The following is a 21,683-nucleotide window of genomic DNA, read 5'->3' as shown; positions in this document are numbered from 1 at the left end:
TTTAGTGTCCTTTTTTGCGGTTGCCCAGCCACAGGGGGAACCGGAAAATGAAGTTGATCAGCAGCACGACGAAGACCAGCACCGCCGCCGACTTGTCGGCGATCTGCCGCGCGTCTTCGACAATCGCCTCGGACTGCACATACCAGAGATGCACCGCGAGGGTCTCACCCGGGGAGAACAGGTTGAAGTCCCACATCTCGCCGGAGGTGCTTAGGCCGGCGGTAAGGATTATAACCGCCGACTCCCCGAAGGCGCGGCCCGCTACGAGGCAGATACCGGTAACGATGGCCGGGAGGGCCACCGGCAGGACAACCTTGCGGATGACGTGGAATTTGGTCATCCCCAGCGCATAGCCGGCTTCACGGATGTCGGCGGGAACCGCACGCACCGCTTCTTCGGTTACGCGGGCCAGCATCGGCAGGTTAAGCAGGGCCAGCGAGACTCCGCCGCCGATAATGGTCAGGCCAATGTCGAAGTATTCGGCGAAGATAGCCAGACCCAGAAGACCGAACACGATGGAAGGCACCGAAGACAGCGACTCTACGCAGATGCGCAGCGCGCCGGTAAAGCGGTTATCCGGAGCATACTCAGCCATATAGATTCCTGCGCCCAATCCGATTGGAATCGAAATCAGCAGGGAGATAAACAGGATGTAGAAGGAGTTGAACAGCACCGGCCCGATGCCGCCGCCCGGATCAATCTCCTCCGGGAGCTTGACGAGGAACTCGGGTCTGAGCTGCGGCAGTCCTTTGCTGAGAATCGTAAAGAGCAGCCAGAAGATCAGCAGCATAACCAGCGCACCCAGCGCATAGAAGCCATAGGTGGCAATCTTGTTGTTGCGCCGGGAACGAGCAGTATGAGGATTACGGGTAAAGTTCATTACGCATCCTCCCTTTTCCGGCCGATTACGCGGATAATAAGAATCAGCACAAAGGAAATGAGCAGCAGCAGGAACGCCATCATATGCAGCGCATAGTTCCAGCTCGAGTCAAATTCCACGTTCGAAATCTGCATTACAATGTTACTGGTCAGTACGGAAGACGGGGTGAACAGGCTTTTGGCCAGCTGCGGCGTATTCCCGATGACCATAACCACAGCCATTGTCTCACCGACGGCACGGGTCATACCGAGAATAATTGCCGAGATAATCCCCCGCTTGGCCGCCGGCAGCACAACCCGCATAATCACCTGCAGACGGGTAGAGCCAAGGGCATAGGCTGCATCACGGAATTTGCGCGGCACCGCTAGTATGGCATCATCGCTGATCCGGCAGATCGTAGGCAGCACCATAAGTGCCAGGACAAGCGCAGCCGCCAGAACACCGTCGCCCAGTCCTTCACCGCTGATTCTGCGCAGGAAAGGAAGCAATACAGTGAGGCCCAGATAGCCGTATACAATAGAAGGAATACCGACAAGCAAGTCGAGCACAGGACGGATGAAGCTCTTCATCCATTTCGGGGCAATCTCCGCGCAGAGCACAGCCATCCCCACAGAAATCGGCACTGCAATCAGCAGCGTTAGCGCAGTCAGTGTAAGTGTATTTACAATAAAGGCTGCTGCACCAAAAGCCTCCTCCTCCGGTGTCCAGTTAAAGGACAGGAAGAACTCGGCCGGAGAGACATCCCCGAACAGCAGCAGCGCCGTTTTTCCGATGAATACAATGACAAGTCCAAGCACGAAGCACAATGCCAGGATGCTAAAAAAGAAATAATAACGCGATAACCGGTTGCCAAGCAGATGTCTTCTGTGGCGTTTGTCATTAATGTTGCTTTGCTCAGCCTTCTTTGGCGATTGGGATGCCAGGCTTTGGACGGGTGCCCCCATACTTTCCCTCCTGTAAGCGGCCACCCCCGAATATTCCGGAGCTGGCCGCTGTTACCGTTCAATATAATGAAGCTTTTACTTAGCCTTTCATTGCTGCGATCGGGATGAATTTAAGCTTTTTGAGCGAGCCGTTCTGGAACTTCTTGCTCTGTACGTACTCGATGAATTCTTTAGTAGCGCCGGTTGGCTGGCCTTTAGTCATGTAGTAGCCGTATGCCCAGATCTTGTACGAGCCGTTGATTACGTTATCTGTAGTAGCTGCAACACCGTTGTGCTTCACTGCCTTGATATCGCTGCCGCTTACGTATACAAGGTCGATATAACCGATAGAGTTAGGAGTAGTAGCAACCGCAGTCTTCATGTCACCACTGGAGCCTGTTTCCTTGTAGTTCTTTTCTTTCTTCACGATGTCTCCGCCGCCCAGTGCTTTAGCCTGGTAGTTAACACGTGTACCGGAACCGAAAGAACGGGTAATTACTACGATATTGGCATCCGAACCGCCGACTTCTTTCCAGTTGGTGATTTTACCGGAGAAAATACCGGCCAGCTGCTCAGTAGTCAGGTTGTCTACGCCGACATTTTTGTTAACGATGGTTGCAAAAGGAATAACCGCTACCTTGTTCGCTACCTGCCCGTCAAAAGCCTTGAACCCTGGAACATCGATGCTTGCATCCCAGTCGCAGGCGCCGATATCAGCGATGCCTTTTTTTACAGCCTGAGGACCTGTTACGGAACCTTTACCGGAAGCGGCAATTTTCACCTTAGGGTGCAGCTTCTGGAATTCCTTGGCGGCCTGCAGTGTCAGCGGAAGCAGTGCAGTAGAACCGTTGATTGTGATTTTACCCTTGAGGGTGTCGGCTGCCGCCGCAATACCTGCGAATGATGCGGTTACTGCGATTACTGCTGTCAGTGCTGTTACCGTAAATTTTTTGAAAAGCTTCATGATCTGAATTCTCCTCCCGGCGCTATGCCGTTATATTGTGTGGGCTATGAGGGACGTGTCTTATTTAGTCAGCTGCAGTGCTTTGCCGCCCTGGATCAGCAGGACTTTACCATCGCTAACTACCGCAAGCTTGCTGCCGTCATGGGATACCGCAACTTCGGATACATCTTCAGCCGTCTGGAACAGGACGGTTTTATTGCCGCTTGCATCGATGGAATAGATGGTAGTGCTTCCGTCAGCAGCCACTCCGGATACAACCAGACCCGTAGCTACACCGGCAGACCAGGTTGCTTCGGTATCCAGTGCAATGTTAGTAATGGTAGCTCCGTCTGCGCTGATCGATTTCAGGGTGTTAGCTGCATTTCCTTCAGCGTCTGCACTCAGATAAACCACGCCGCCGTTAGCCAGGATCTCTGGATACAGCTTGTTGTCGAGCTCGGTAGTCAGTGCTTTTGGCTTGGCATCCTTGGTTGCAAGATCCAGCTTGAAGAGCTGCTCTCCGGCTTTGCTGTAGTCTACAGTCAGGGAATCTTCAGTGCTGTCGGCATCGTTTTTGGCTACGCCGGTTACGTTGACGATATACACCACGCTTTTCGCATCAGCGGAGAGGCGCAGCTCGGATTTATTTTCCACTTTATCTTCGAGCACGGCTTTTACTGTTCCGGTTTCAACCGAGATCTGGGCAATTTTCTCCTGCTTGTCGCCCTGGATGAAGTAGATGGTTTTGCCGTCCTGCGACCATACCAGATCCGTCTTCACGCTGGTGTCGGTGCCCAGGGAAGAAATGGCACCGCTCGACAGGTTGATCAGCTTCAGCTGGCCTGTCTCATCTGTGAACGCGCCCCACTGCTGGTCAGCGGATACGGAGAAATCAAGCGCACTTTCATTGGAAGAAAACACTTCATAATCGCCCGGATATGCGCTGAACTTCAGCAGCTGGGCTGTTTCGGAGTCACTCTTGTTCGCAATGATGCTGCCGTCGGCAGTCCAGTGCAGGGTGTCAAACTGGCCCTCCGGACGGGCAAAGCTCAGGATCTCCAGGCTTTCCGCCGAAAGCTCTCCGCCCAGAGCGGTTACGAGCTTGGTCAGCTCTACGTAAACTTTTCCGTTATATACGACAGGCGCTACCGTAAACTGCTGGGATGCACCATCCACCACATAGTTTTTGGAGCCTGCTTGAAGCTGTACCGTATGTAGCCCCTTGCTGTCATTCAGCTCAAAACCGCCGTTTGTGAGAATCAGCTTGGCACCAAGCTCACCGGCTACCTGGCTAAGCGAATACAGTTTGTAGCCGCTGCTGTCAATTGTGCTGAACCGGGCCGGATTGCTGTTTACAGTCCATGTGGCTGTCCCCGTTTTGACGGTACTGGCCACGGCTGCGGCACTCGCGCTGTTCGCTCCCAGAATACTGCCTGCTCCCCCTGTTACAAGAAGTGCAGAAGCCAAAGCCACGCTGAACCATTTACTATTTCTCAATTAGATTCACCCTTTTCATATAGGTAACTGCTAATGCTATTTTCTGCTATCAGTGTGAATTCTGTTCGAGAGGAATGTTTTGGAAATATTAAGTACACAAAAAGGCCAGCCCCAAAATACCCTGGGGATAGCCTGAAAGTTAACGCTATGTAAAATCTCCCGCAAAAAATTCAATGGCTCCTGCAATTAAGCATGAAACTTTTAATTTTCAACCCACGTTACAATAATTTCGGTACCGCCCGGCTTCGCCTCCGAGCTGCTGCCGATGATCGAATAGGAATAGCTGCCCGGCGCTTTCCCGCTGATCAGCAGATTGTCCTTATCCATAATCTGCGTCCCGCTTTCGAGTGCTTTTTCCTTCACATATTTGAGGTATGTAGTGCCCAGCTCAGCCATCGTTTCATCCGTCTCATAGATCAGCATAGATGATTTCTTGCCGCCCGCAAACTCGCCTTCCGTAAACGTAATACCCGCGCCTTCCGGAATCGGCAAATCGCCGGGTAAATACTGCGGCTCACTGATACTCTCCTCAGCCAGAGTATGAAAATTCCCTGTATCCGTTGCGGCTGTCTCAGCCCGGCTGCATGCACCCAAGCTTAGACTTGCGGCTAGCAGAACCAGCAGAGGTATTATCGGTTTCCTGTCGGACATCAGCAAAAGCCTCCTCATAATAGTTGGGACTAGGCTTGGGAATGGGGATAGGACTGCGATTAGTAATGCGATTATTAAAAGTTGAGATTAGGGTCATTATTTTGAGCATATATTCTTATTTACCCGCATTAATCAGACGGCAAACGGTGTTGTTCATAATTCATGTAATTTTCATATTAAAAAATTTAATTTAATTATGGGAGATTGAAACAAACCGAGTATTTACAATAACTGAACGTTAACAGTAACTTTATACACAATTTCAATTAAGCCAGGCAGCGCTTCTGATTAAAATACCGAATGTCTGCCTGCCGCCTACTAACGTCTGCACGACTCAGAGGGATTTTTCCCTTTGATTTGCTCGTTTCGCCTGCTTGGGGGGAAATCAAGGGCATTTTTGCCTTTGATTTGACCGTTTCGCCTGCTTGGGGCGGAATCAAGGGCATTTTTGCCTTTGATTTGATCATTTCGCCTACTTGTGGCGGAATCGGAGGGATTTTAGCTGTAGATTACACCGCTCCACCTGGCGGCGACAGCGGCTTTTGCAAACAGGAGCTGGAACAGAGGAGTGTACTCTTTTAGAACCGTAAATAAAGATTTACAACGCGCAAAGAACGCACTACAATAATGAGTGAGTACTCACTCATAAATATAACAATCCATAAAAGGAATCGAGGAGATAGTCATGGATCAGGATACTCCGGTTATTTCTGTCAGCCATGTCAGCAGGGCTTTTGGCAGCAAAACGGTGCTCAAGGATATCAGTCTGCAGGTGAACCGAGCGGAAACCTTCGGGCTGCTGGGCCCGTCGGGTTCCGGCAAAACGACACTGGTGAAGCTTCTGACCGGCATCGACGAGGTCAGCTCCGGTGATGTGCAGGTCATGGGCGTCAAAATGCCGAAGCTTGCCATGCTGCAGCAGATCGGTTATATGGCCCAGTCGGATGCTTTGTACACAGAGCTGAGCGCAAAGGAGAATCTGGAGTTTTTTGCAGCACTCTACGGGCTAAAGGGCGGAAACCGCACGCGGCGGATTGCCGATGTGATGGAGCTCGTGAACCTGCAGGAACACCTGCGCAAGCGTGTAGACCAGTACTCCGGGGGCATGAAGCGCCGTTTGTCGCTGGCCATCGCTCTGCTGCACGAGCCGCCGCTGCTCATTCTCGATGAGCCTACCGTAGGGATAGATCCGCTGCTGCGCCAGTCCATCTGGCAGGAGCTGCGCTCGCTGAACCGCCAGGGAACGACCATCGTTTTGACGACTCATGTCATGGACGAAGCTGAAAAATGCGACCGGCTGGGCATGATCCGCGATGGCCAGCTGCTGGCCGTAGATACGCCTGCGGGATTGATGCAGGCTACCGGCTCCGCAACGATCGAGGAAGCTTTTTTAACCTATGGGGGTGCCCGCAAATGAAAATACGTGCCATTACCTTACGCATTCTGCGGCAGTTCATTCATGATAAGCGGACGATGGCGCTGATGTTCATAGCCCCTCTACTCGTCCTGAGCCTGATGAGTCTCGTTTTTAACGGTAATGCCTATAAGCCGAATATCGGTCTAACCGGCGGAGCCGCTATCTTCTCCTCTGCACTGGAAGCGCAGGACGCTGCCGTTATAGACTTCCCTACGGCTGAACAGGGAGAAGCTGCGCTGAAGGACGGCGACATAGACGCCCTGATAACACTGGAAGGAACCTCGCCTGCTGTAAAGCTGGAAGGCAGTAACCCGACCGCAAACCGCGCGGTTCTGCTCGCCCTGCAGGAAGCTGTGCTGCAGCTCCGTCCGTCCGGCTCCGCTCAGGAGCAGATCCAGCCAGCCGTCAGCTACTTGTACGGTGCCGAGGATATGACCACGATCGACCGCTTCGGTCCGATCATGATCGGGGTCTTCGTCTTCTTTTTCGTGTTCCTGATAGCCGGAGTGTCCTTCCTGCGCGAACGGACGACCGGTACGCTGGAGCGTCTGCTCTCCACCCCGCTGAAGCGCTGGGAGATTGTGATCGGCTATGTCTGCGGCTTTGGCATTTTCACAGTCGTCCAGGCGCTGCTGATCTCCTGGTTCTCCATTCAGGTGCTCGGCATCATGATGGCCGGAAGCTTTGGCTATGTGCTGCTTATTACGCTGCTCCTGGCGATTACGGCGCTCACGCTGGGTACGCTGCTCTCCGCCTTTGCCGGCAATGAGCTGCAGATGATCCAGTTCATTCCGCTGGTGATTGTGCCGCAGATTTTTTTGAGCGGCCTGTTCCCGATGGATACGCTGCCGCTGTGGCTGCAGCGGGTCAGCCTCGGGACCCCGATCTATTACGGCGCCCAGGCGCTGATGGATATTATGATCCGTGGCAAAGGCTGGAGCGCAATTGCCCTGAATGCCTATGTGCTGGTCGGCTTTTCGCTGCTGTTCATGGTTCTTAACGTGCTGGCTCTTCGCAAACACCGCAGAATGTAGGGCGGTGTAACTTCGTCCGCAGCCGTGATACTATAGAGGGACAGCATCATTTTTGGAGGGCCATGATATGACTAAAGAAAGTGCCGGGCAGCACGATAAAGAGCAATGGATCGAGGAGCTGCTCGCCGTCAAGGAAGACGGGCAGATGACGCCCAAGCAAATCTCCATCCTGGAGGCGGCGATAGAGATATTTTCCGATAAAGGCTTCTCGGCGGCATCCACCAGTGAGATCGCCCATAAGGCGGGCGTAGCTGAGGGAACGATTTTCCGCTATTACAAAACCAAAAAAGATCTGCTGCTGTCCATCGTCGGACCGACCATGAGCCGGATGATTGCCCCGTTCGTGATGCGCAACTTTAATGGGGTGCTGGATATGCCGTTTGAGAGCTATGAGGCCTTTTTGCGGGCGTTTATTGTGAACCGGCTGGACTTTGCCCGTAAAAATTTCAAAATTATCCGGATTCTCGTTCAGGAAATCCCGTTTCAGCCTGCACTCCGCGAGCAGTTTGCCGAAAATGTCCTGGCGCAGGTGCTGGAGCGGGTGACTGCGATTACGGAGCATTTTAAGGCTGAAGGTGAGGTTATTGATGCGCCAACCCCCGCCATTATCCGGTTCACTGTGTCCTCAGTGATCGGCTATCTGCTGGCCCGACTGCTGCTGATGCCGGAGAAGGACTGGGACGATGAGGAGGAGATCAGTCAACTGATCCGCTTCATGCTGCACGGGATCGGCGGGCCGGCGCTGCGTGAGCAGTAAAGTCCGGCTGGTATAAAATGAGCTTATACTCTCCAAAGCCACTGTAGAAGACACCTTCTGCAGTGTTTTTTTTCGGATACAGGATTGGTAACTTCCCCCTAAAATGTCCTGGCTAGTCGGTCCCGGACTTTAAGACGCACATCTGTTCTGATAAGATGAATACTATCGAATAACCGGAAAATCCGGACAGGTGTGAGGAAGTGAATGTAACATGAGTTATTATGTTCCCGAGCGGGTCATCCGGCTGCTGTGCGGAAGTGATGCCTTGGATAAAGGCCGTGCTGACTACGAAGCCGGGAGGGTCCTGCTGAATTATAGAGAGAATGACGACAGGCTTGAATATTCCAAATACCGCACGGCGGTTCAGGGGCTGGAGAGCTATGATGTTGCGCTGGCCATCGACAGTGACGGGGATGTGAATGCGGAATGCACCTGTCCTGCCTATTACCACGGAGGGGCTTTTTGCCGGCATATCGCAGCCAGCCTGTTCACTATTCTGCGTCTGGAGGAGGGTGCGGACGATGAGATTGAGAGCCCGCCTCATGAGGAATCAGACCCGCTGCTGGCGGAGACCGGCGTCCTTACACCACGCACCGCACATAGCGGCACTACTGGTGCAGCAGCACACAACGGAGACCGCCAGCTGGTGAACGGTATGCTGGAGGTGTTCGCAGGCTTAAGCCGCTCCCGGCCGAGCGTTACAGGCAGCTATTCCGATCTCCGCACACCGCTGCAGGTGGAGTTCATCTGCAAGCCGGTCACCGTCAGCTACAGCACGCAAATGCTCGGCATTGAGATAAAAGTCGGCCCCAAGCGCCTCTATATTGTGCAAAAAATCAGAACCTTCCTGGAGCATGTCCGGCGCGGCGAGCCTTTTGAGTTCTCCAGGCATTTCAGCTACGATCCTTCGCTGCACTCGTTCAACAAGGAAGACAACAATGTTCTGCTGAAGCTGATTGACATCTCATCCAATGAAAAGCTGTACCGTGCCGGCGTCAATCCCTATGCTGCACAATCAGGCGGCATGGGCGGCGAGCGGCTGCTGGCGGTTCCGCCCTTGTTCTGGGATGGCCTGCTTCCGGCGCTGCTTGCTGCCCCCTCCGCTTGGCTGCAGCAGGGCGACCTGATTCTGGAGAAGCTGCAGCTGTCCACTGAATCCCCGCCGTTAAGCTTCCGGTTCGACCAGTCGGCGGAGGAAGGCTATAGACTGGACATTGATGGCATGGCGCAGGTTATGGTATTGGAGGATTACGGGCTGGTGCTGGCCGGGGGCAAGCTGCTGAAGCTGGATGCTGAGGAATGCCGCAGGCTCGCCGAGCTGAAGCGGATGCTGGCCGCCGCCCGCAAGGACGGGATTGCCATTGCACCTGAGCAGATGGAGCCTTTTATGGAGCAGGTCATTCCCGGGCTGAAAAAGCTGGGCAGCGTGCACATCGCCGAGGCGATCGCTGACCGGATTGTGCAGACCCCGATGCAGGCGCGGCTGTACCTGGACCGGGTGCGGGACCGGCTGCTGGCCGGCCTCGAATTCCAGTATGGCAGCATCGTTATTAATCCGCTGGAGGAGGACAGCCGCAGCCGGGGCAGCGAGATCATCCTGATGCGGGACGGGGAGGCCGAGCGGCGGATTCTCGGGCTGATGGCGCATGAATCTTTTGTGCGGACAGAAGGCGGCTTTATTATGAGCGATGAGGAAGCGGAGTATGATTTTCTCTACCACACGATTCCGCTCCTGGAGCCGCTGCTTCAGGTGTATGCCACTACTGCCGTCAAAGGCCGGATCGCCGCCGATACCTACACGCCTAAGGCTGTATTGACCTGGAACGAAAAAACCGACTGGCTGGAGTTCAAATTTGCCGTGCAGGGCATCGGAGAGAATGACATTGTGCAGATTCTTGAGGCACTGCAGGAAAAACGCAGATACTACCGCCTCCCGGATGGTGCGCTGCTGCCGCTGGAAAGTGCGGAGTTTCTGGAGATTATCCAGTTCATGAATGAGCTCGGGGTACACAGTGTTCCTTTTAACAAACCACAATTTACTCTGCCGCTGGTTCAGGGACTGCAGTTGAATCCGGAATCCCGGCATGGCGATGCTGTTACGATTGGACGCTCCTTCCGGCGGTTAATGGCCAATATGGCCAGTCCCGAAAATCTCGATTTTCCGCTGCCGGATAGCCTTTCCACCGTACTCCGCGACTATCAGCAGTTCGGGTTCCAGTGGATGAAGACGCTGGCCCACTACCGGTTCGGCGGCATTCTGGCTGATGATATGGGACTTGGCAAAACGCTGCAGAGCATTGCATTCCTGCTCTCAGAGCTTACGGATATCCGTGAAGGCGGCAAGCCGGCGCTCATCGTCGCTCCCGCCTCCCTGCTCTACAACTGGCAGAATGAGCTGAAGCGGTTTGCCCCGGACATCAAGGCCGTTATTGCTGACGGCAACCTGAATGAACGTACCAGGGCGGTTCGCAAAGGTTCAGGCGCTGACGTGATTATCACTTCCTATCCGCTGCTGCGGCGGGAAATTGAGCTGTATGCCCGGCTGTCCTTCCACACCCTGATTCTGGATGAAGCCCAGATGATCAAGAACCATGCAACCCAGACTGCCCAGGCGGTAAAAATACTGCAGGCCCGCTACCGCTTCGCCCTCACAGGAACGCCGGTGGAAAATGCGCTGGAGGATTTGTGGTCGATTTACAGTGTTATTTTCCCCGGCCTGTTCCCCGGCAAAAAAGCGTTCCATGATCTGCCGCGGGAAACGGTCGCCAAGCGGACCCGCCCGTTCCTGCTGCGCCGGCTGAAAAGCGATGTGCTCAAGGAGCTGCCGGACAAAATCGAATCGCTGCATGCCTCGGAGCTGCTGCCTGAGCAGAAAAAGCTGTACATGGCTTACCTCGCCAGACTCCGTAAGGAGGCGCTGAAGCATCTCGACAATGAGAGCTTCGGCCACGGCCGGATCAAGGTGCTGGCCGGTATCACCCGGCTGCGCCAGCTCTGCTGCCACCCTGCCCTGTTCATCGAGGGCTACAGCGGCGGCTCGGCCAAGTTCGACCAGCTGCTGGAGATCATCGAGGAATGCCGCAGCTCCGGCAAACGGATGCTGATCTTCTCCCAGTTCACGGAGATGCTCGGGATGATCGGCCGGGAGCTTGCCCTGCAGGGCGTCCGGCATTTTTATCTGGACGGCAAGACGCCGGCCGACCAGCGCGTAGAGCTGTGCAGCCGGTTCAATGAGGGTGAACGCGACCTGTTTCTCATTTCGTTAAAAGCCGGCGGCACCGGCCTTAACCTGACCGGAGCGGACACGGTGATCCTGTATGATCTGTGGTGGAACCCGGCTGTCGAGCAGCAGGCTGCCGACCGGGCCCACCGGATCGGGCAAAAGAAGGTGGTGCAGGTAATCCGCCTCGTTGCCCAGGGCACCGTCGAGGACAAAATGTACGAGCTGCAACAGAAGAAAAAGAACCTGATCGAGGAGGTCATCCAGCCTGGGGCAGAGGCGCTCTCGGCCCTCACCGAGCAAGATATCCGCGAGATTCTGATGCTCTGATGAGTTGAAGGATTTGGAAGCGCAGAAGCAAATAAAGTATAATAGCAGGGATTGTTATTGCTTAAGCAGCAGGCCGTTTGGGCCTTCTGCCGCTTCTCTCAATGGTTTTAATACTATTCTACGGAGGTGCATTAACATGAGTTTTACCCTGGAACTGGGCGCTTCAGCCCCCGATTTCTCTCTAAAAGCAACAGACGGCCAGACGTATTCGCTCGACAGCTTTGCTACGGCCAAAGCACTGGTTATCTTCTTCACCTTCAATCATTGTCCGTTCGTCGTCGGGTCCGATGAGGTCACGCGCCAGACCGCCGAAAAGTACCGTGAGCTGGGAGTAGCTTTTGCGGGAATTAACGCCAACAGCGAGACCACCCATCCGGACGATTCCTACGAGCATATGGTGAAGCGGATGGAAGAGCAGAACTTCCCGTGGCTCTATCTCCGCGATGACACGCAGGAAACTGCACGGGCTTACGGTGCGCTGCGCACGCCACATTTCTTTGTTTTTGATCAGGACCGCAAGCTGGTCTACACCGGCCGCGGCGTCGATAACCCGCGTGAAACCGCCAAAATGACGGTCAACGACCTGGACAACGCATTGTCCCAGCTGCTCGCCGGACAAGCCATTACCACACCGCTGACCAATCCGATCGGCTGCAACGTCAAATGGGACGGCCAGGATGCGCACTGGATGCCTGCAGAGGCTTGTGATTTGGTGTAGATGGGTTTTTAGCCGGTTGAGATCGCATCGGCATGGAATTATATTCGATAGGTCAAGGCCAAGCCACCCGGGTGGTTGGTTTGGGCTCAGTTAAGGGGATTTTTCCCTTTAAACGGGGCTTGAGTGCTCGGTTTGGGCTCAGTTAAGGGGATTTTTCCCTTTAACCAGGGCTTGCGTGGTTGGTTTGGCCTGAGTTAAGGGGATTTTTCCCTTTAAACGGGGCTTGCGTAGCTGAGTTATGCCTGATTTGCATAAAAAGAGGGACTTTCCAGCCGGAAGCTGGAGAAGTCCCTCTTTATTATTTTATTGTTAGCTAAAGAAACCTGTAACTAGACGATCGTCAGACCGCCGCTGGCGTATCCCCCCACTGTAGTAGCTACATCAAGGCCTGCTGTAACAGAGGCCGAGAAGACCAGCAGCAGCCGTTCGCCTGCCGTAACAGGAATACTGAGCCCGGAGGTAAGGCCGCTGCTGATTGTGCCTAAAGCGACGACACCAGTCAGTGGCGGTGCCAAGGTAACAAGTGCACCCGGTACAGCGGTAAACGTATTGTTCGGTGTTGTCGAACGGAATAATTGAGCTGTAATTGTTACTGTAGAGCCTACCAGAGCCAATGCAGCTGTAGTGCTAAAGTATGCGGCCAAGGAAGTTATCGTACCCGCACGCGGCACGGAGAAAGCAAAGTTGAGCAGCGTACCTGCAGCACCTGTGAGGTCAATGACCCCGCCAGTGATGGTAACTCCAGTAGCACTGTTGCCAAAGCCGATCAAGCTGGAAGTATTAAGCAGCCCGCCCAGTACAGTAGTCAGTGCAGCCGGAACGCCCGAAGCGTAAGGAATGATCGCGCCAGAGCCGGTTGGTCCGGTAGCCCCAGTCGCTCCCGTCACTCCGGTCGCTCCAGCCAACCCCGTCGCTCCCGTCACACCGGTCGCTCCAGGCAAACCAGTCGCTCCCGTTGCTCCGGTAGCACCACTGCCTGGGCCTGTTGCCCCCGTTGCGCCGGCTGGCCCGGTAGCTCCTGTAGCACCGGCTTCACCAGTTGCTCCAGTTGCACCTGTGACCCCGGTCACCTCGCCCATTAGCTCAGCTGATACCAGACGATGGGCTGTTACGAGCTCGCCCGCACTGTTTTTGCCCCATAAAGAGATTTGAATCGGATCATCAGGCGGGCCGGTAGGCGTAACGAACATAAATTCAAAACCATCCAGGTCCGCATAATAGTTATTCGTAATCACCTGGTTCGGAGCCACAGTGAGGGTCTCACTGACATACAGATTTCTTACACCGCCAAGCAGATAGTAAGCCTGTACCAGCACCTCAGAAGCCGTAATGCTGCTACGGTTATCTACACGGAGCGTTACCTGGGTTGTGGGTCTTGTTCCGGCAACCATATTGTTTTCAATCGGTCCAGTAGATAAGAAACTCATCTGCGCAACTCTCCTTTTCTATGAAATTAGTGATTAATCCATGACTTCATAAGATACAACACGGTGGGCTTCCACCAGTTGGCCGCCTGCCTGCTTGCCCCACACGGAGATGCCCAGATCAGCCTCCATAATCTCTCCGGTTGTAATGACAAACTCATAGCCGTCCAGATCTGCAAAATACTCCCGGCTCACAGCCTCATTCGGAGCAAGGTTGAGAACCTCACTGACATATAAATTTCTTATTGTGGTAAGGTAGTAGCCTTCAATCAAAACGCCGGCAGCAGCCGAAGAGGACCGGTTAACAATTTTGATAGTTACAAGCTGGGCAGGTCTTACCCCGGACACAGGATTATTTTCGATCGGTCCTGTTGATAATATCGCCATCCTGTTCTATTCCTCCTTTCCATTCTCCCGTCTATGAAAATAAGCTTTGATTCTAGCGGCCTTCCAATGAACCGCACAATATATTAATATTCCAGTGCAGTGCCAGCCGTGTGGACGGCAGACAGGCTGCATTCACCGAAATCTTCAAATCCGCATACGCTGTTCCATGGAGAGAATGCCTTTTGTGCTGCTGCTTTCCTGAACGATGGAAATGGAAGAAGGGAGTCCCATGGCCCCTCCTGGCAAAGGAAAAAAGACAAGTGCCAAGAAACAGCCGGCAAATCCAAAAGCCCAAAGCCCGAAGGGGCTGGAATTCGCAGTTGCAGCGCTTTTGCTGACCGGCAAGCTGAAGGTGGATTCGATTCAGATGTTTACTGATGCCTCTCTGGTGGTCGGCCTGGTCGGCAAATATAAAACGTTAAGCAATCTGAGCCAGAGCAACGTGGATAAGCTGGTCAGCTTTCTGGATGATAACAGCAGCCTAACTTTAAACGAAATCATGACCGCCCTGAAGCAAAAAGCGGATAACACATAAGGAATATAGCCGGAAAGGGGGAACAGCTCTAATGGGAAAAGCGGATTTTGACGGGGAGGAATTCGCCGGCGGACTTTTGCTCGTCATTGTGATTGCACTGCTGATCTACGGCTCCACAGACATTAAAACCCTCACCGCAGCACCTACCTCGGATTAATATTTTTCATAAAAAACCAGCCGTTCTCCCTCCCGCCTCTTGCTTTCTTCCGGAAATTCGCTATACTTGAAAAAAATCATACGCAATCGATGAACGGGACAGTAATGTGTTGGATCTAGTCTCAGCGAGCCGGGATAGGTGGAAACCGGTACAGAGCCAATACATGAAGCGCACCCGGGAGATGGACTTCTGAACTAACAGTAGGAAGCCCCGGCTGAAGACCGTTAACTTGTGAGTGGTTGAACCCCTGGTTCAGCAACGAGAGTGGTACCGCGAGCGCTAATCAAGCCTTCGTCTCTTTTATGAGATGAGGGCTTTTTCTTATGCAAAAAGGTTACCCGTTCATCGATGCTGCAGCCTTAACTAATATAGGAGGTCATATTCATGTTAAGCCAACTTATCATAAACAGCCTGGAGCAAAGCGTCCGGCAGGTGTTCAGAGCTCTGGGTGCAGCAGTTACGGAGCTTCCCTCTGTTGTGCTCGAGCAGCCGGCCAATCCCGATTTCGGGGACTACTCCAGTAATATTGCCATGCAGCTGGCCAAAGTACTGCGTAAGGCACCTATGGCTATCGCAGAGCTGATAACAACTGAAATTAGTCAATCAGGTGATTTAAACGGACTATTTTACAAAATCGATATTGCCGCACCGGGCTTCATTAATCTATATATCGACTGGCAGGAGTGGGCCGGACGCAGCTTTGAGCTGCCTGAGACTGCAGGGGAAAAAGTAATCATCGAGCATACGAGCGTTAATCCGAATAAATCGATGCACGTAGGCCACCTTAGAAACGCTTGTATCGGGGATGCACTGGTGCGTATTTTACGGAAAACCGGGTATAGCGTTGAGGTGCATAACTATGTCGATGATCTCGGCAATCAGCTGGCAGATACAGTGGTCGGGCTGCTGAATGTGCCGCTGGCTGGTGATCATGTCCGTTTTGGCGATTACTGCTGGGACATTTATGCCGGTGTGAACAAAGAATACGCGCTGCATCCGGAGAGTGTGCACAAGCGGACGGAGATTCTTCACGCACTGGAAGAAGGGCACGGCAATACCGCATGGCTGGGCAGTCTTGTTGCCGAACGGATTGTGCGGGAGCATGTCGCGGAGATGAAGGGCTTTGGCATTGGCTATGACCTGCTGGTCTGGGAGAGCAGCATTCTTAAGGAGGGCTTCTGGTCATCGGCTTTTGCGCTGCTGGAGCAGACTGAGGTATTCATGCAGGAAACGGAGGGCAAGCTGGCGGGCTGCTGGATTCTCAAACAGGCTGCGGAGGAGTCGTCAGAGCCAGATGCGGATGAGCATCACAAGGATAAGGTGCTGGTGCGCTCGAACGGGATTTTAACCTATACGGCTAAGGATATCGCTTACCATCTCTGGAAATTCGGCCTGCTGGATAAGGATTTCAGCTACAGCGAATTTACCGCCGGACTTTGGACTACGGGGCTGAGCGGAGAGCAGCTGGCTTTTGGCCGGGCTGACCGGGTGGTTAATGTCATCGACTACAGACAGGAATATCCGCAGGCGATGGTCAAGCAGGCACTCGAGGTACTGGGGTACACAGAGCAGGCTGAAAAATTGCATCACGTAAGCTATGGCGTGGTTTCACTCAGTCCGGCGTCCGCAGCCGAGCTTGGCATCGACATCTCCGAGGGCAAAGCCTCTTACGCCATGTCCGGCCGCCAGGGCATCGGCATCAAGGTTACCGAGCTGGTGCAGCTGATGGAGAACACAATTGACGCTACCCGTTCTGACAAAAGCGGCCTCTCCAGCCGGCTCATCGCCACCGCTGCCATCCGTTATTATCTGCTGCGGTTTAATCTGGGGACGGAGATTATTTTCGACTTCAAGCAGGCGACCGAGATTTCCGGCAACACAGGCGTGTACCTGATGTACACCTATGCGCGTGCAGGCAGTGTGCTCAGTAAAGCAGTGGTTACGGCGGCAAAGGCTAATCTTAATGCGGAGAAGGCTAACCCTGCTGCGGAAAAAGCCACCCCTGAAGCCGAGCAGACGGATGCCCTTCCCGTATTCCCGGCGACACTGCAAAAGGCTGAGCTCGCTCTGCTGAGGCATCTCAGCAACTGGCAGGACACGCTCTACAGCGCAAGCGTTCAGCTGACGCCGAATACAATCTGCAGCTACGCGCATACGCTGGCGTCGCTGTTCAACAATTTTTACTCGGCCTGCCCGATTCTGAAAGGCGAGCCTGAATCCGTGGCCTTCCGTCTCTGGCTCACGCAAAGATTCCGGGACACACTCGGTGAAGTGCTGGAGGTACTCGGCCTGCCGCAGCCGGAGCGGATGTAGCAGCCGTGATTGCTTGTTTTGAACTAATGTGTGGCTTACCTGCTTCGATAAATATGAGGAAGACCGGACTAAATAAAGTCCATACAGAGGGATTTAATCCGGTCTACTGCTTGATCGATCCTAAAGGCTGCAACGCCATTGATATAACTGCATTTTGTGCAGCTATATCCCGTAAAAAAGCATCTCTCATTGGGATAAGTGTATTCCGTGCAACTAAAATCAGCAAAATCGTCCATTTATCCAGATTTCAGGAGTTTTAGCTGCACAAAGTACAGCTAAAGTGGGATTCCGCGGGCCTGACAGTGCTTTTAGTTGTACAATCTACACTTAAAGCTGCTCCCTTCCCTGTTCTCCCTGGAACGCAGAAACAGCCTCCCCGAAGGAAGGCTGTTTCTTGTGTTACGTCCCGGAAGGGATGCAGCCCTTTCGGGCTGATTGCGAAGCAGATGCTAACGATGCCGATGCTCCAACGTCCCCCAGACTTGGGGTTCTCATCCCGCCGGAACGCAGAAACAGCCTCCCCAAAGGAAGGCTGCTTCTTGTGTTACGTCCCGGAAGGGATTCGAACCCCCGACCGTGCGCTTAGAAGGCGCATGCTCTATCCAGCTGAGCTACCGGGACATATGAAGTGTAGATTTATATACTATGTATTAACGCAACGTTATCTATTATAACGCATTGAAATATTTTTTCAAGGCTGCACGCCAAAAAAAACATTCTGCCCCCGGCAGCGGGTGCCACGGCCCTGTTCACCGCATACACTCCCTCCATCCGCCGCCGGAGCAGTGGCCGCCTTGCAGCAGCAGGCTATCAGTGCCGCTTCAGCGACACTTGCCGGAAATGCTCACCCAGCTGCTTTTTCAGATGGCCGAAGATCAGCAGCTCGCGCTGGAATTTGGAGCGTTCATCCTCTGGGCTCATGACAGGACTCCCGGTGAATGCACTGACTGTCACATCCTCGAAGGCATTATGCATATTATTATCAAACCAGTCGGTTTGGGTGTCTGCATCATTCGTCAGGATGCGTACAATTTCGTAGCCTTCCTCATGCTGGTCTTCCACAATATATACCAAAAGCGCTGAATCCCCTACAGCTCCCGGCAATACGCCAACCTCGGCACATGGAGCACCGTCATATTCAGTCATTCTGCGGATCTTGGCGTCTTTAATGTAATACACTTGTCATCATCCCTCCTGGCAAATTTTCCTCTACCCTAGTGTTCGGATAAGGACATACATTTTATCCCTTCAATCGGCATATATCTGTATTACTTGGCAAAAAAGAAACAAGTGATTATACCTGCTTTTCAAGGGAGCCCCGCTTCCGGAGCAGTAGCATCGCACAAAGAGAGGATGAACACCATGTGCGGAATAACCGGCTTTATCGAGTGGCGCGGTGACCTTACCCAGCACTCGCAGCTGCTCGTAAAAATGACAGAAACCTTATCCAACCGCGGACCGGATGCCGCCGGAACGTGGATTTCAGGCCCTTGCGCCCTCGGACACCGCAGACTTAGCGTTATTGATCCCGAGAACGGCGCACAGCCGATGATCGCCCGCCAGGATGAGAATGTCTACGCGCTTGCGTATAACGGCGAGCTCTATAATGCAGGTGAGCTTAAAACCGAGCTCAAGCAGCGCGGACATCATTTTCTGACCCAGTGTGATACTGAGGTTCTGCTGCACGCCTACATGGAGTGGGGGCCGGACTGCACCGGAAAACTGAACGGAATTTTTGCTTTTGCCGTCTGGGACAGCGTGCGCGAGCATCTGTTTCTGGCCCGCGACCGGCTTGGCGTAAAACCGCTGTTCTACAGCCATGTAGACGATGTGTTTGTCTTTGGCTCCGAGCCCAAGGCGCTGCTGCAGCATCCCAAGGTTCAGCCGAAGGTCGGACCGGAAGGACTCGCTGAGATTTTCATCGTCGGTCCGGCCCGCACTCCGGGACAGGGTGTATACAAAGATATATTCGAGCTTCGCCCGGGTCATGCCATGATTTATAGCCGCAGCGGCATCCGCAAGTATGCATACTGGGAACTGGAAAGCCATCCCCACACCGATAGTGTTGATGAAACTGCCGCCAGAGTGCGTGAATTGCTGCAGGATACGCTGGAGCGCCAGCTCGTCTCCGACGTTCCGGTATGTTCCCTGCTGTCCGGAGGGCTGGATTCCAGTGCCCTGACCGCACTCGCCGTGAATTTTTACAACCGCAGCGGCCAGGGACAGGTAGACACCTACTCGGTCGATTATGTCGATAACGACAAGCATTTCAAAAGCCATTCCTTCCAGCCGGGCGCAGACGGCCCGTGGATTAAACGGATGGTAGATGAGCTGCAGACCAATCATCATTATGTCACTTTTGATACACCTGAGCTGGTGGCAGCGCTGGATAACGCCCTCTATTCGCGTGACCTGCCGGGGATGACGGATGTGGATTCGTCGCTGTACTTATTTTGCCGGGAGATTAAAAAGAATGCGACGGTTGCAATTTCCGGCGAAGCGGCTGACGAAATTTTTGGCGGATACCCCTGGTTTCACCGTGAAGAGGCCCTATCCTCAGGAACCTTCCCGTGGTCGGTAGCCCCGGAGATGCGTGCAGGTCTATTGTCGCCCGAAGTCCGCGAATGGATACGTCCGCTGGAATATTTAGGCGACCGTTACAGCGACGCAGTGGCTGAAGTGCCGAGGCTTGACGGTGAAACCGGCAAACAGGCGCAGATGCGCGTAATGTCCTACCTCAATATCACCCGGTTTATGCCTACGCTGCTGGACCGCAAGGACCGGATGAGCATGGGTGTCGGGCTCGAGGTACGCGTTCCCTATTGCGATCACCGGCTGGTGCAATACGTGTTCAACATCCCCTGGGAGATCAAGACAGTCGGCAACCGCGAAAAGGGCATTCTGCGGAAAGCGCTGGAAGGTGTACTGCCGGATGATGTGCTTTACCGCAAAAAAAGCCCATATCCCAAAACCCATAATCCTGCCTATCTGAACGCCGTACGTACACAGATGCTGAATATCCTGGACGATCCGTCAGCTCCAATCCTGCCGCTGATCGATCCGGCCAAAATCCGTGAGATTGCCGCATCACCGGGATCCTCCAGTAACCTGCCCTGGTTCGGCCAGCTGATGTCCGGCCCGCAGCTGTTTGCCTATCTCGCCCAGGTGAATCTATGGCTGCAGAAGTATAATGTATCCATCGGCTAAGCCGTGATTATTCCCATAGCGGGGCAGGCCTAAAACCTCTACAACTATAGATAAACATATCTTAGTCAAGGGGGGATTAACCCTGATGCCGACCTCTGCAAAACCGTCCGGATTATCTTCCGCCAAACTTGTTCCCTTCCTTATTGTATCCTTTGGCTTCACCTGGCTGTGCTGGCTGCCGCTGCTGCTCAACAAGCAGTTTGCAGCCGGCCTTCCTGTGCTTCCCGGGCAATTCTACATGGGCTCCTTCGGTCCGCTCCTCGGAACGCTCTGCAGCCTTATCCTGCCGGGTGGAGACGGCTTTAGAAGGTGGTTCAATACAGCCTTTTCCGTTGCTTTCCCCAAAAAATGGCTGGTGCTATCCGCCGGATTACCTTTGGCTTATGGAGCTGTAGCTGTCCTGGTTCATACTCTGGTCACGGGAAAAGCGCCTGACCTGCACAGCTTCGGCCTCACCTCGGACCTTCCGCCGCAGTTCAATCTCTGGACAACCTCACTGGTATGGATGCTGACCTTCGGGATCGGTGAGGAGAGCGGCTGGCGCGGATACCTGCTTCCGGCTCTGCACAAGCGGTATTCCCTGAATACCTCAGCCCTGCTGGTAGCTTTGATCTGGATGGCCTGGCATCTGCCTGCCTTCTGGTTCAATGAAAGCTATCTCGGCATGGGCCCCGGGGTGATCGGCTGGGCGATCAGCCTGACTTACGGTTCTGTTGTGCTGGCCTGGATCTGTGCCGGAAGCCGCTGGAGTATTATTCCTGTTATAGTCTGGCACGGCATCTTCGATCTGCTGACTGCCAGCGACCAGGCGGCAGAGGTTATGGCTATGGTATGCAGCATGCTCGTTATCCTCCACGGCATTCTGCTGATGCGGATACTGGGCAGACGCCATCGTACACCGAACGGAATTTAGCTGAGCTACTTGTACCTGCGAACGTAGGCTTTCGCACGAGTTTATTCTCTGTGCGAGCGAAATCAAGGGCACTTTTGCCCTTCATTCTGCCGATTTTGGGCCGTGCGGCGAAATCAAGGGCATTTTTGCCCTTCATTCTGTCCATTCGGGCCGCGCAGGCGAAATCAAGGGCATTTTTGACCTTCATTCTCCCGATTCGGGCTACGCGGACCAATTCAAGGGCATTTTTGACCTTCATTCTGCTGATTCGGGCTGCGCGGGCCAATTCAAGGGCATTTTTGACCTTCATTCTCCCGATTCGGGCTGCGCGGGCCAATTCAAGGGCATTTTTGACCTTCATTCCCCCGATTCCGGTCTAGCGCAGGCGAAATCAAGGG

The 21,683-nt window shown here is 53.7% G+C and carries 18 protein-coding genes, 1 tRNA gene, 1 pseudogene and 1 other annotated feature; of the genes and pseudogenes, 10 read left to right on the top strand and 10 right to left on the bottom strand.

Annotated features, from left to right (window positions below):
- Nucleotide 1 precedes the first annotated feature (1 nt).
- The 5 genes from pstA to AWJ19_RS21255 form a co-directional block, all read right to left on the bottom strand.
- Entirely contained in the window at nucleotides 2-880 is an 879-nt protein-coding gene (pstA, locus tag AWJ19_RS21275; RefSeq protein WP_068726835.1) for a phosphate ABC transporter permease PstA, read from the bottom strand.
- Nucleotides 880-1,824, bottom strand: coding sequence for a phosphate ABC transporter permease subunit PstC (gene pstC / locus AWJ19_RS21270; RefSeq protein ID WP_082708029.1), 945 nt, complete (start codon nucleotides 1,822-1,824; stop codon nucleotides 880-882). The genes pstA and pstC overlap by 1 nt, the downstream gene beginning before the upstream one ends.
- A gap of 79 nt (nucleotides 1,825-1,903) precedes the next feature.
- Nucleotides 1,904-2,767: a phosphate ABC transporter substrate-binding protein gene (locus tag AWJ19_RS21265; RefSeq protein ID WP_068726833.1), complete on the bottom strand. Its 864-nt coding sequence runs from the start codon at nucleotides 2,765-2,767 to the stop codon at nucleotides 1,904-1,906.
- 60 nt (nucleotides 2,768-2,827) lie between these two features.
- Entirely contained in the window at nucleotides 2,828-4,243 is a 1,416-nt protein-coding gene (locus tag AWJ19_RS21260) for a stalk domain-containing protein (protein ID WP_068726831.1), read from the bottom strand.
- 201 nt (nucleotides 4,244-4,444) lie between these two features.
- Nucleotides 4,445-4,894 (bottom strand): hypothetical protein, encoded by a 450-nt coding sequence (locus tag AWJ19_RS21255; protein WP_068726830.1) that lies wholly within the window; start codon nucleotides 4,892-4,894, stop codon nucleotides 4,445-4,447.
- Nucleotides 4,895-5,579: 685 nt separating this feature from the next.
- Between AWJ19_RS21255 and AWJ19_RS21245 the strand changes: the two genes are divergently transcribed.
- The 5 genes from AWJ19_RS21245 (at nucleotide 5,580) to AWJ19_RS21225 (ending at nucleotide 12,370) form a co-directional block, all read left to right on the top strand.
- Nucleotides 5,580-6,311, top strand: a complete 732-nt coding sequence (locus AWJ19_RS21245; protein ID WP_068726826.1) for an ABC transporter ATP-binding protein — start codon at nucleotides 5,580-5,582, stop codon at nucleotides 6,309-6,311.
- Nucleotides 6,308-7,345: an ABC transporter permease gene (locus AWJ19_RS21240; RefSeq protein ID WP_068726824.1), complete on the top strand. Its 1,038-nt coding sequence runs from the start codon at nucleotides 6,308-6,310 to the stop codon at nucleotides 7,343-7,345. Before AWJ19_RS21245 ends, AWJ19_RS21240 begins: the two co-directional genes overlap by 4 nt.
- Nucleotides 7,346-7,412: 67 nt before the next feature.
- On the top strand, nucleotides 7,413-8,102 hold the full coding sequence (locus AWJ19_RS21235) for a TetR/AcrR family transcriptional regulator (RefSeq protein WP_068726822.1): 690 nt from the start codon (nucleotides 7,413-7,415) through the stop codon (nucleotides 8,100-8,102).
- A gap of 211 nt (nucleotides 8,103-8,313) precedes the next feature.
- Complete coding sequence (locus AWJ19_RS21230; RefSeq protein WP_068726821.1) at nucleotides 8,314-11,652, top strand: DEAD/DEAH box helicase; 3,339 nt, start codon at nucleotides 8,314-8,316, stop codon at nucleotides 11,650-11,652.
- Nucleotides 11,653-11,788: 136 nt separating this feature from the next.
- Nucleotides 11,789-12,370, top strand: a complete 582-nt coding sequence (locus AWJ19_RS21225) for a thioredoxin family protein (protein WP_068726819.1) — start codon at nucleotides 11,789-11,791, stop codon at nucleotides 12,368-12,370.
- A 329-nt stretch (nucleotides 12,371-12,699) separates the two neighbouring features.
- On the opposite strand, the pseudogene AWJ19_RS21220 reads toward AWJ19_RS21225, so the two are convergent.
- Both AWJ19_RS21220 and AWJ19_RS21215 read right to left on the bottom strand, forming a co-directional pair.
- A pseudogene (locus tag AWJ19_RS21220) lies at nucleotides 12,700-13,437 on the bottom strand (exosporium glycoprotein BclB-related protein); the annotation flags it as partial.
- A 393-nt stretch (nucleotides 13,438-13,830) separates the two neighbouring features.
- Nucleotides 13,831-14,181, bottom strand: a complete 351-nt coding sequence (locus AWJ19_RS21215; protein WP_068726815.1) for a hypothetical protein — start codon at nucleotides 14,179-14,181, stop codon at nucleotides 13,831-13,833.
- Between the two features lie 229 nt (nucleotides 14,182-14,410).
- Here AWJ19_RS21215 and AWJ19_RS21210 point away from each other — a divergent pair, with 229 nt between their 5' ends.
- The 3 genes from AWJ19_RS21210 (at nucleotide 14,411) to argS (ending at nucleotide 17,186) form a co-directional block, all read left to right on the top strand.
- Nucleotides 14,411-14,716 carry a hypothetical protein gene (locus AWJ19_RS21210; RefSeq protein WP_068726814.1) on the top strand — a complete coding sequence of 102 codons (306 nt, stop codon included), beginning with the start codon at nucleotides 14,411-14,413 and terminating at the stop codon, nucleotides 14,714-14,716.
- 31 nt (nucleotides 14,717-14,747) lie between these two features.
- Nucleotides 14,748-14,873, top strand: coding sequence for a hypothetical protein (locus AWJ19_RS37375; protein WP_277815829.1), 126 nt, complete (start codon nucleotides 14,748-14,750; stop codon nucleotides 14,871-14,873).
- Between the two features lie 80 nt (nucleotides 14,874-14,953).
- Nucleotides 14,954-15,175, top strand: a binding site (T-box leader).
- 82 nt (nucleotides 15,176-15,257) lie between these two features.
- A complete protein-coding gene (gene argS, locus AWJ19_RS21205; RefSeq protein ID WP_068726812.1) occupies nucleotides 15,258-17,186 on the top strand; it encodes an arginine--tRNA ligase in 1,929 nt (642 codons plus the stop codon).
- Nucleotides 17,187-17,733: 547 nt separating this feature from the next.
- Here argS and AWJ19_RS21200 read toward each other — a convergent pair.
- Nucleotides 17,734-17,807: transfer RNA gene (locus AWJ19_RS21200), tRNA-Arg, on the bottom strand.
- 189 nt (nucleotides 17,808-17,996) lie between these two features.
- A complete protein-coding gene (locus AWJ19_RS21195) occupies nucleotides 17,997-18,365 on the bottom strand; it encodes a hypothetical protein (protein WP_039876597.1) in 369 nt (122 codons plus the stop codon).
- A 183-nt stretch (nucleotides 18,366-18,548) separates the two neighbouring features.
- Between AWJ19_RS21195 and asnB the strand changes: the two genes are divergently transcribed.
- Nucleotides 18,549-20,393, top strand: a complete 1,845-nt coding sequence (asnB, locus tag AWJ19_RS21190; RefSeq protein ID WP_068726811.1) for an asparagine synthase (glutamine-hydrolyzing) — start codon at nucleotides 18,549-18,551, stop codon at nucleotides 20,391-20,393.
- An 85-nt stretch (nucleotides 20,394-20,478) separates the two neighbouring features.
- Nucleotides 20,479-21,306, top strand: coding sequence for a type II CAAX endopeptidase family protein (locus AWJ19_RS21185; RefSeq protein WP_068726809.1), 828 nt, complete (start codon nucleotides 20,479-20,481; stop codon nucleotides 21,304-21,306).
- Here AWJ19_RS21185 and AWJ19_RS21180 read toward each other — a convergent pair.
- The gene (locus tag AWJ19_RS21180) at nucleotides 21,239-21,646 is read right to left on the bottom strand and encodes a hypothetical protein (protein WP_068726807.1); all 408 of its coding nucleotides are present in this window, start codon (nucleotides 21,644-21,646) and stop codon (nucleotides 21,239-21,241) included. The genes AWJ19_RS21185 and AWJ19_RS21180 overlap by 68 nt on opposite strands.
- Nucleotides 21,647-21,683 lie beyond the last annotated feature (37 nt).

The organism is Paenibacillus sp. DMB5, from assembly GCF_001517085.1.
In the GTDB taxonomy this organism is placed as follows: Bacteria; Bacillota; Bacilli; order Paenibacillales; family Paenibacillaceae; genus Paenibacillus_AQ.
Note: the sequence above shows the minus strand (reverse complement) of the source record. Positions and strands in the feature narration are given on the sequence as shown.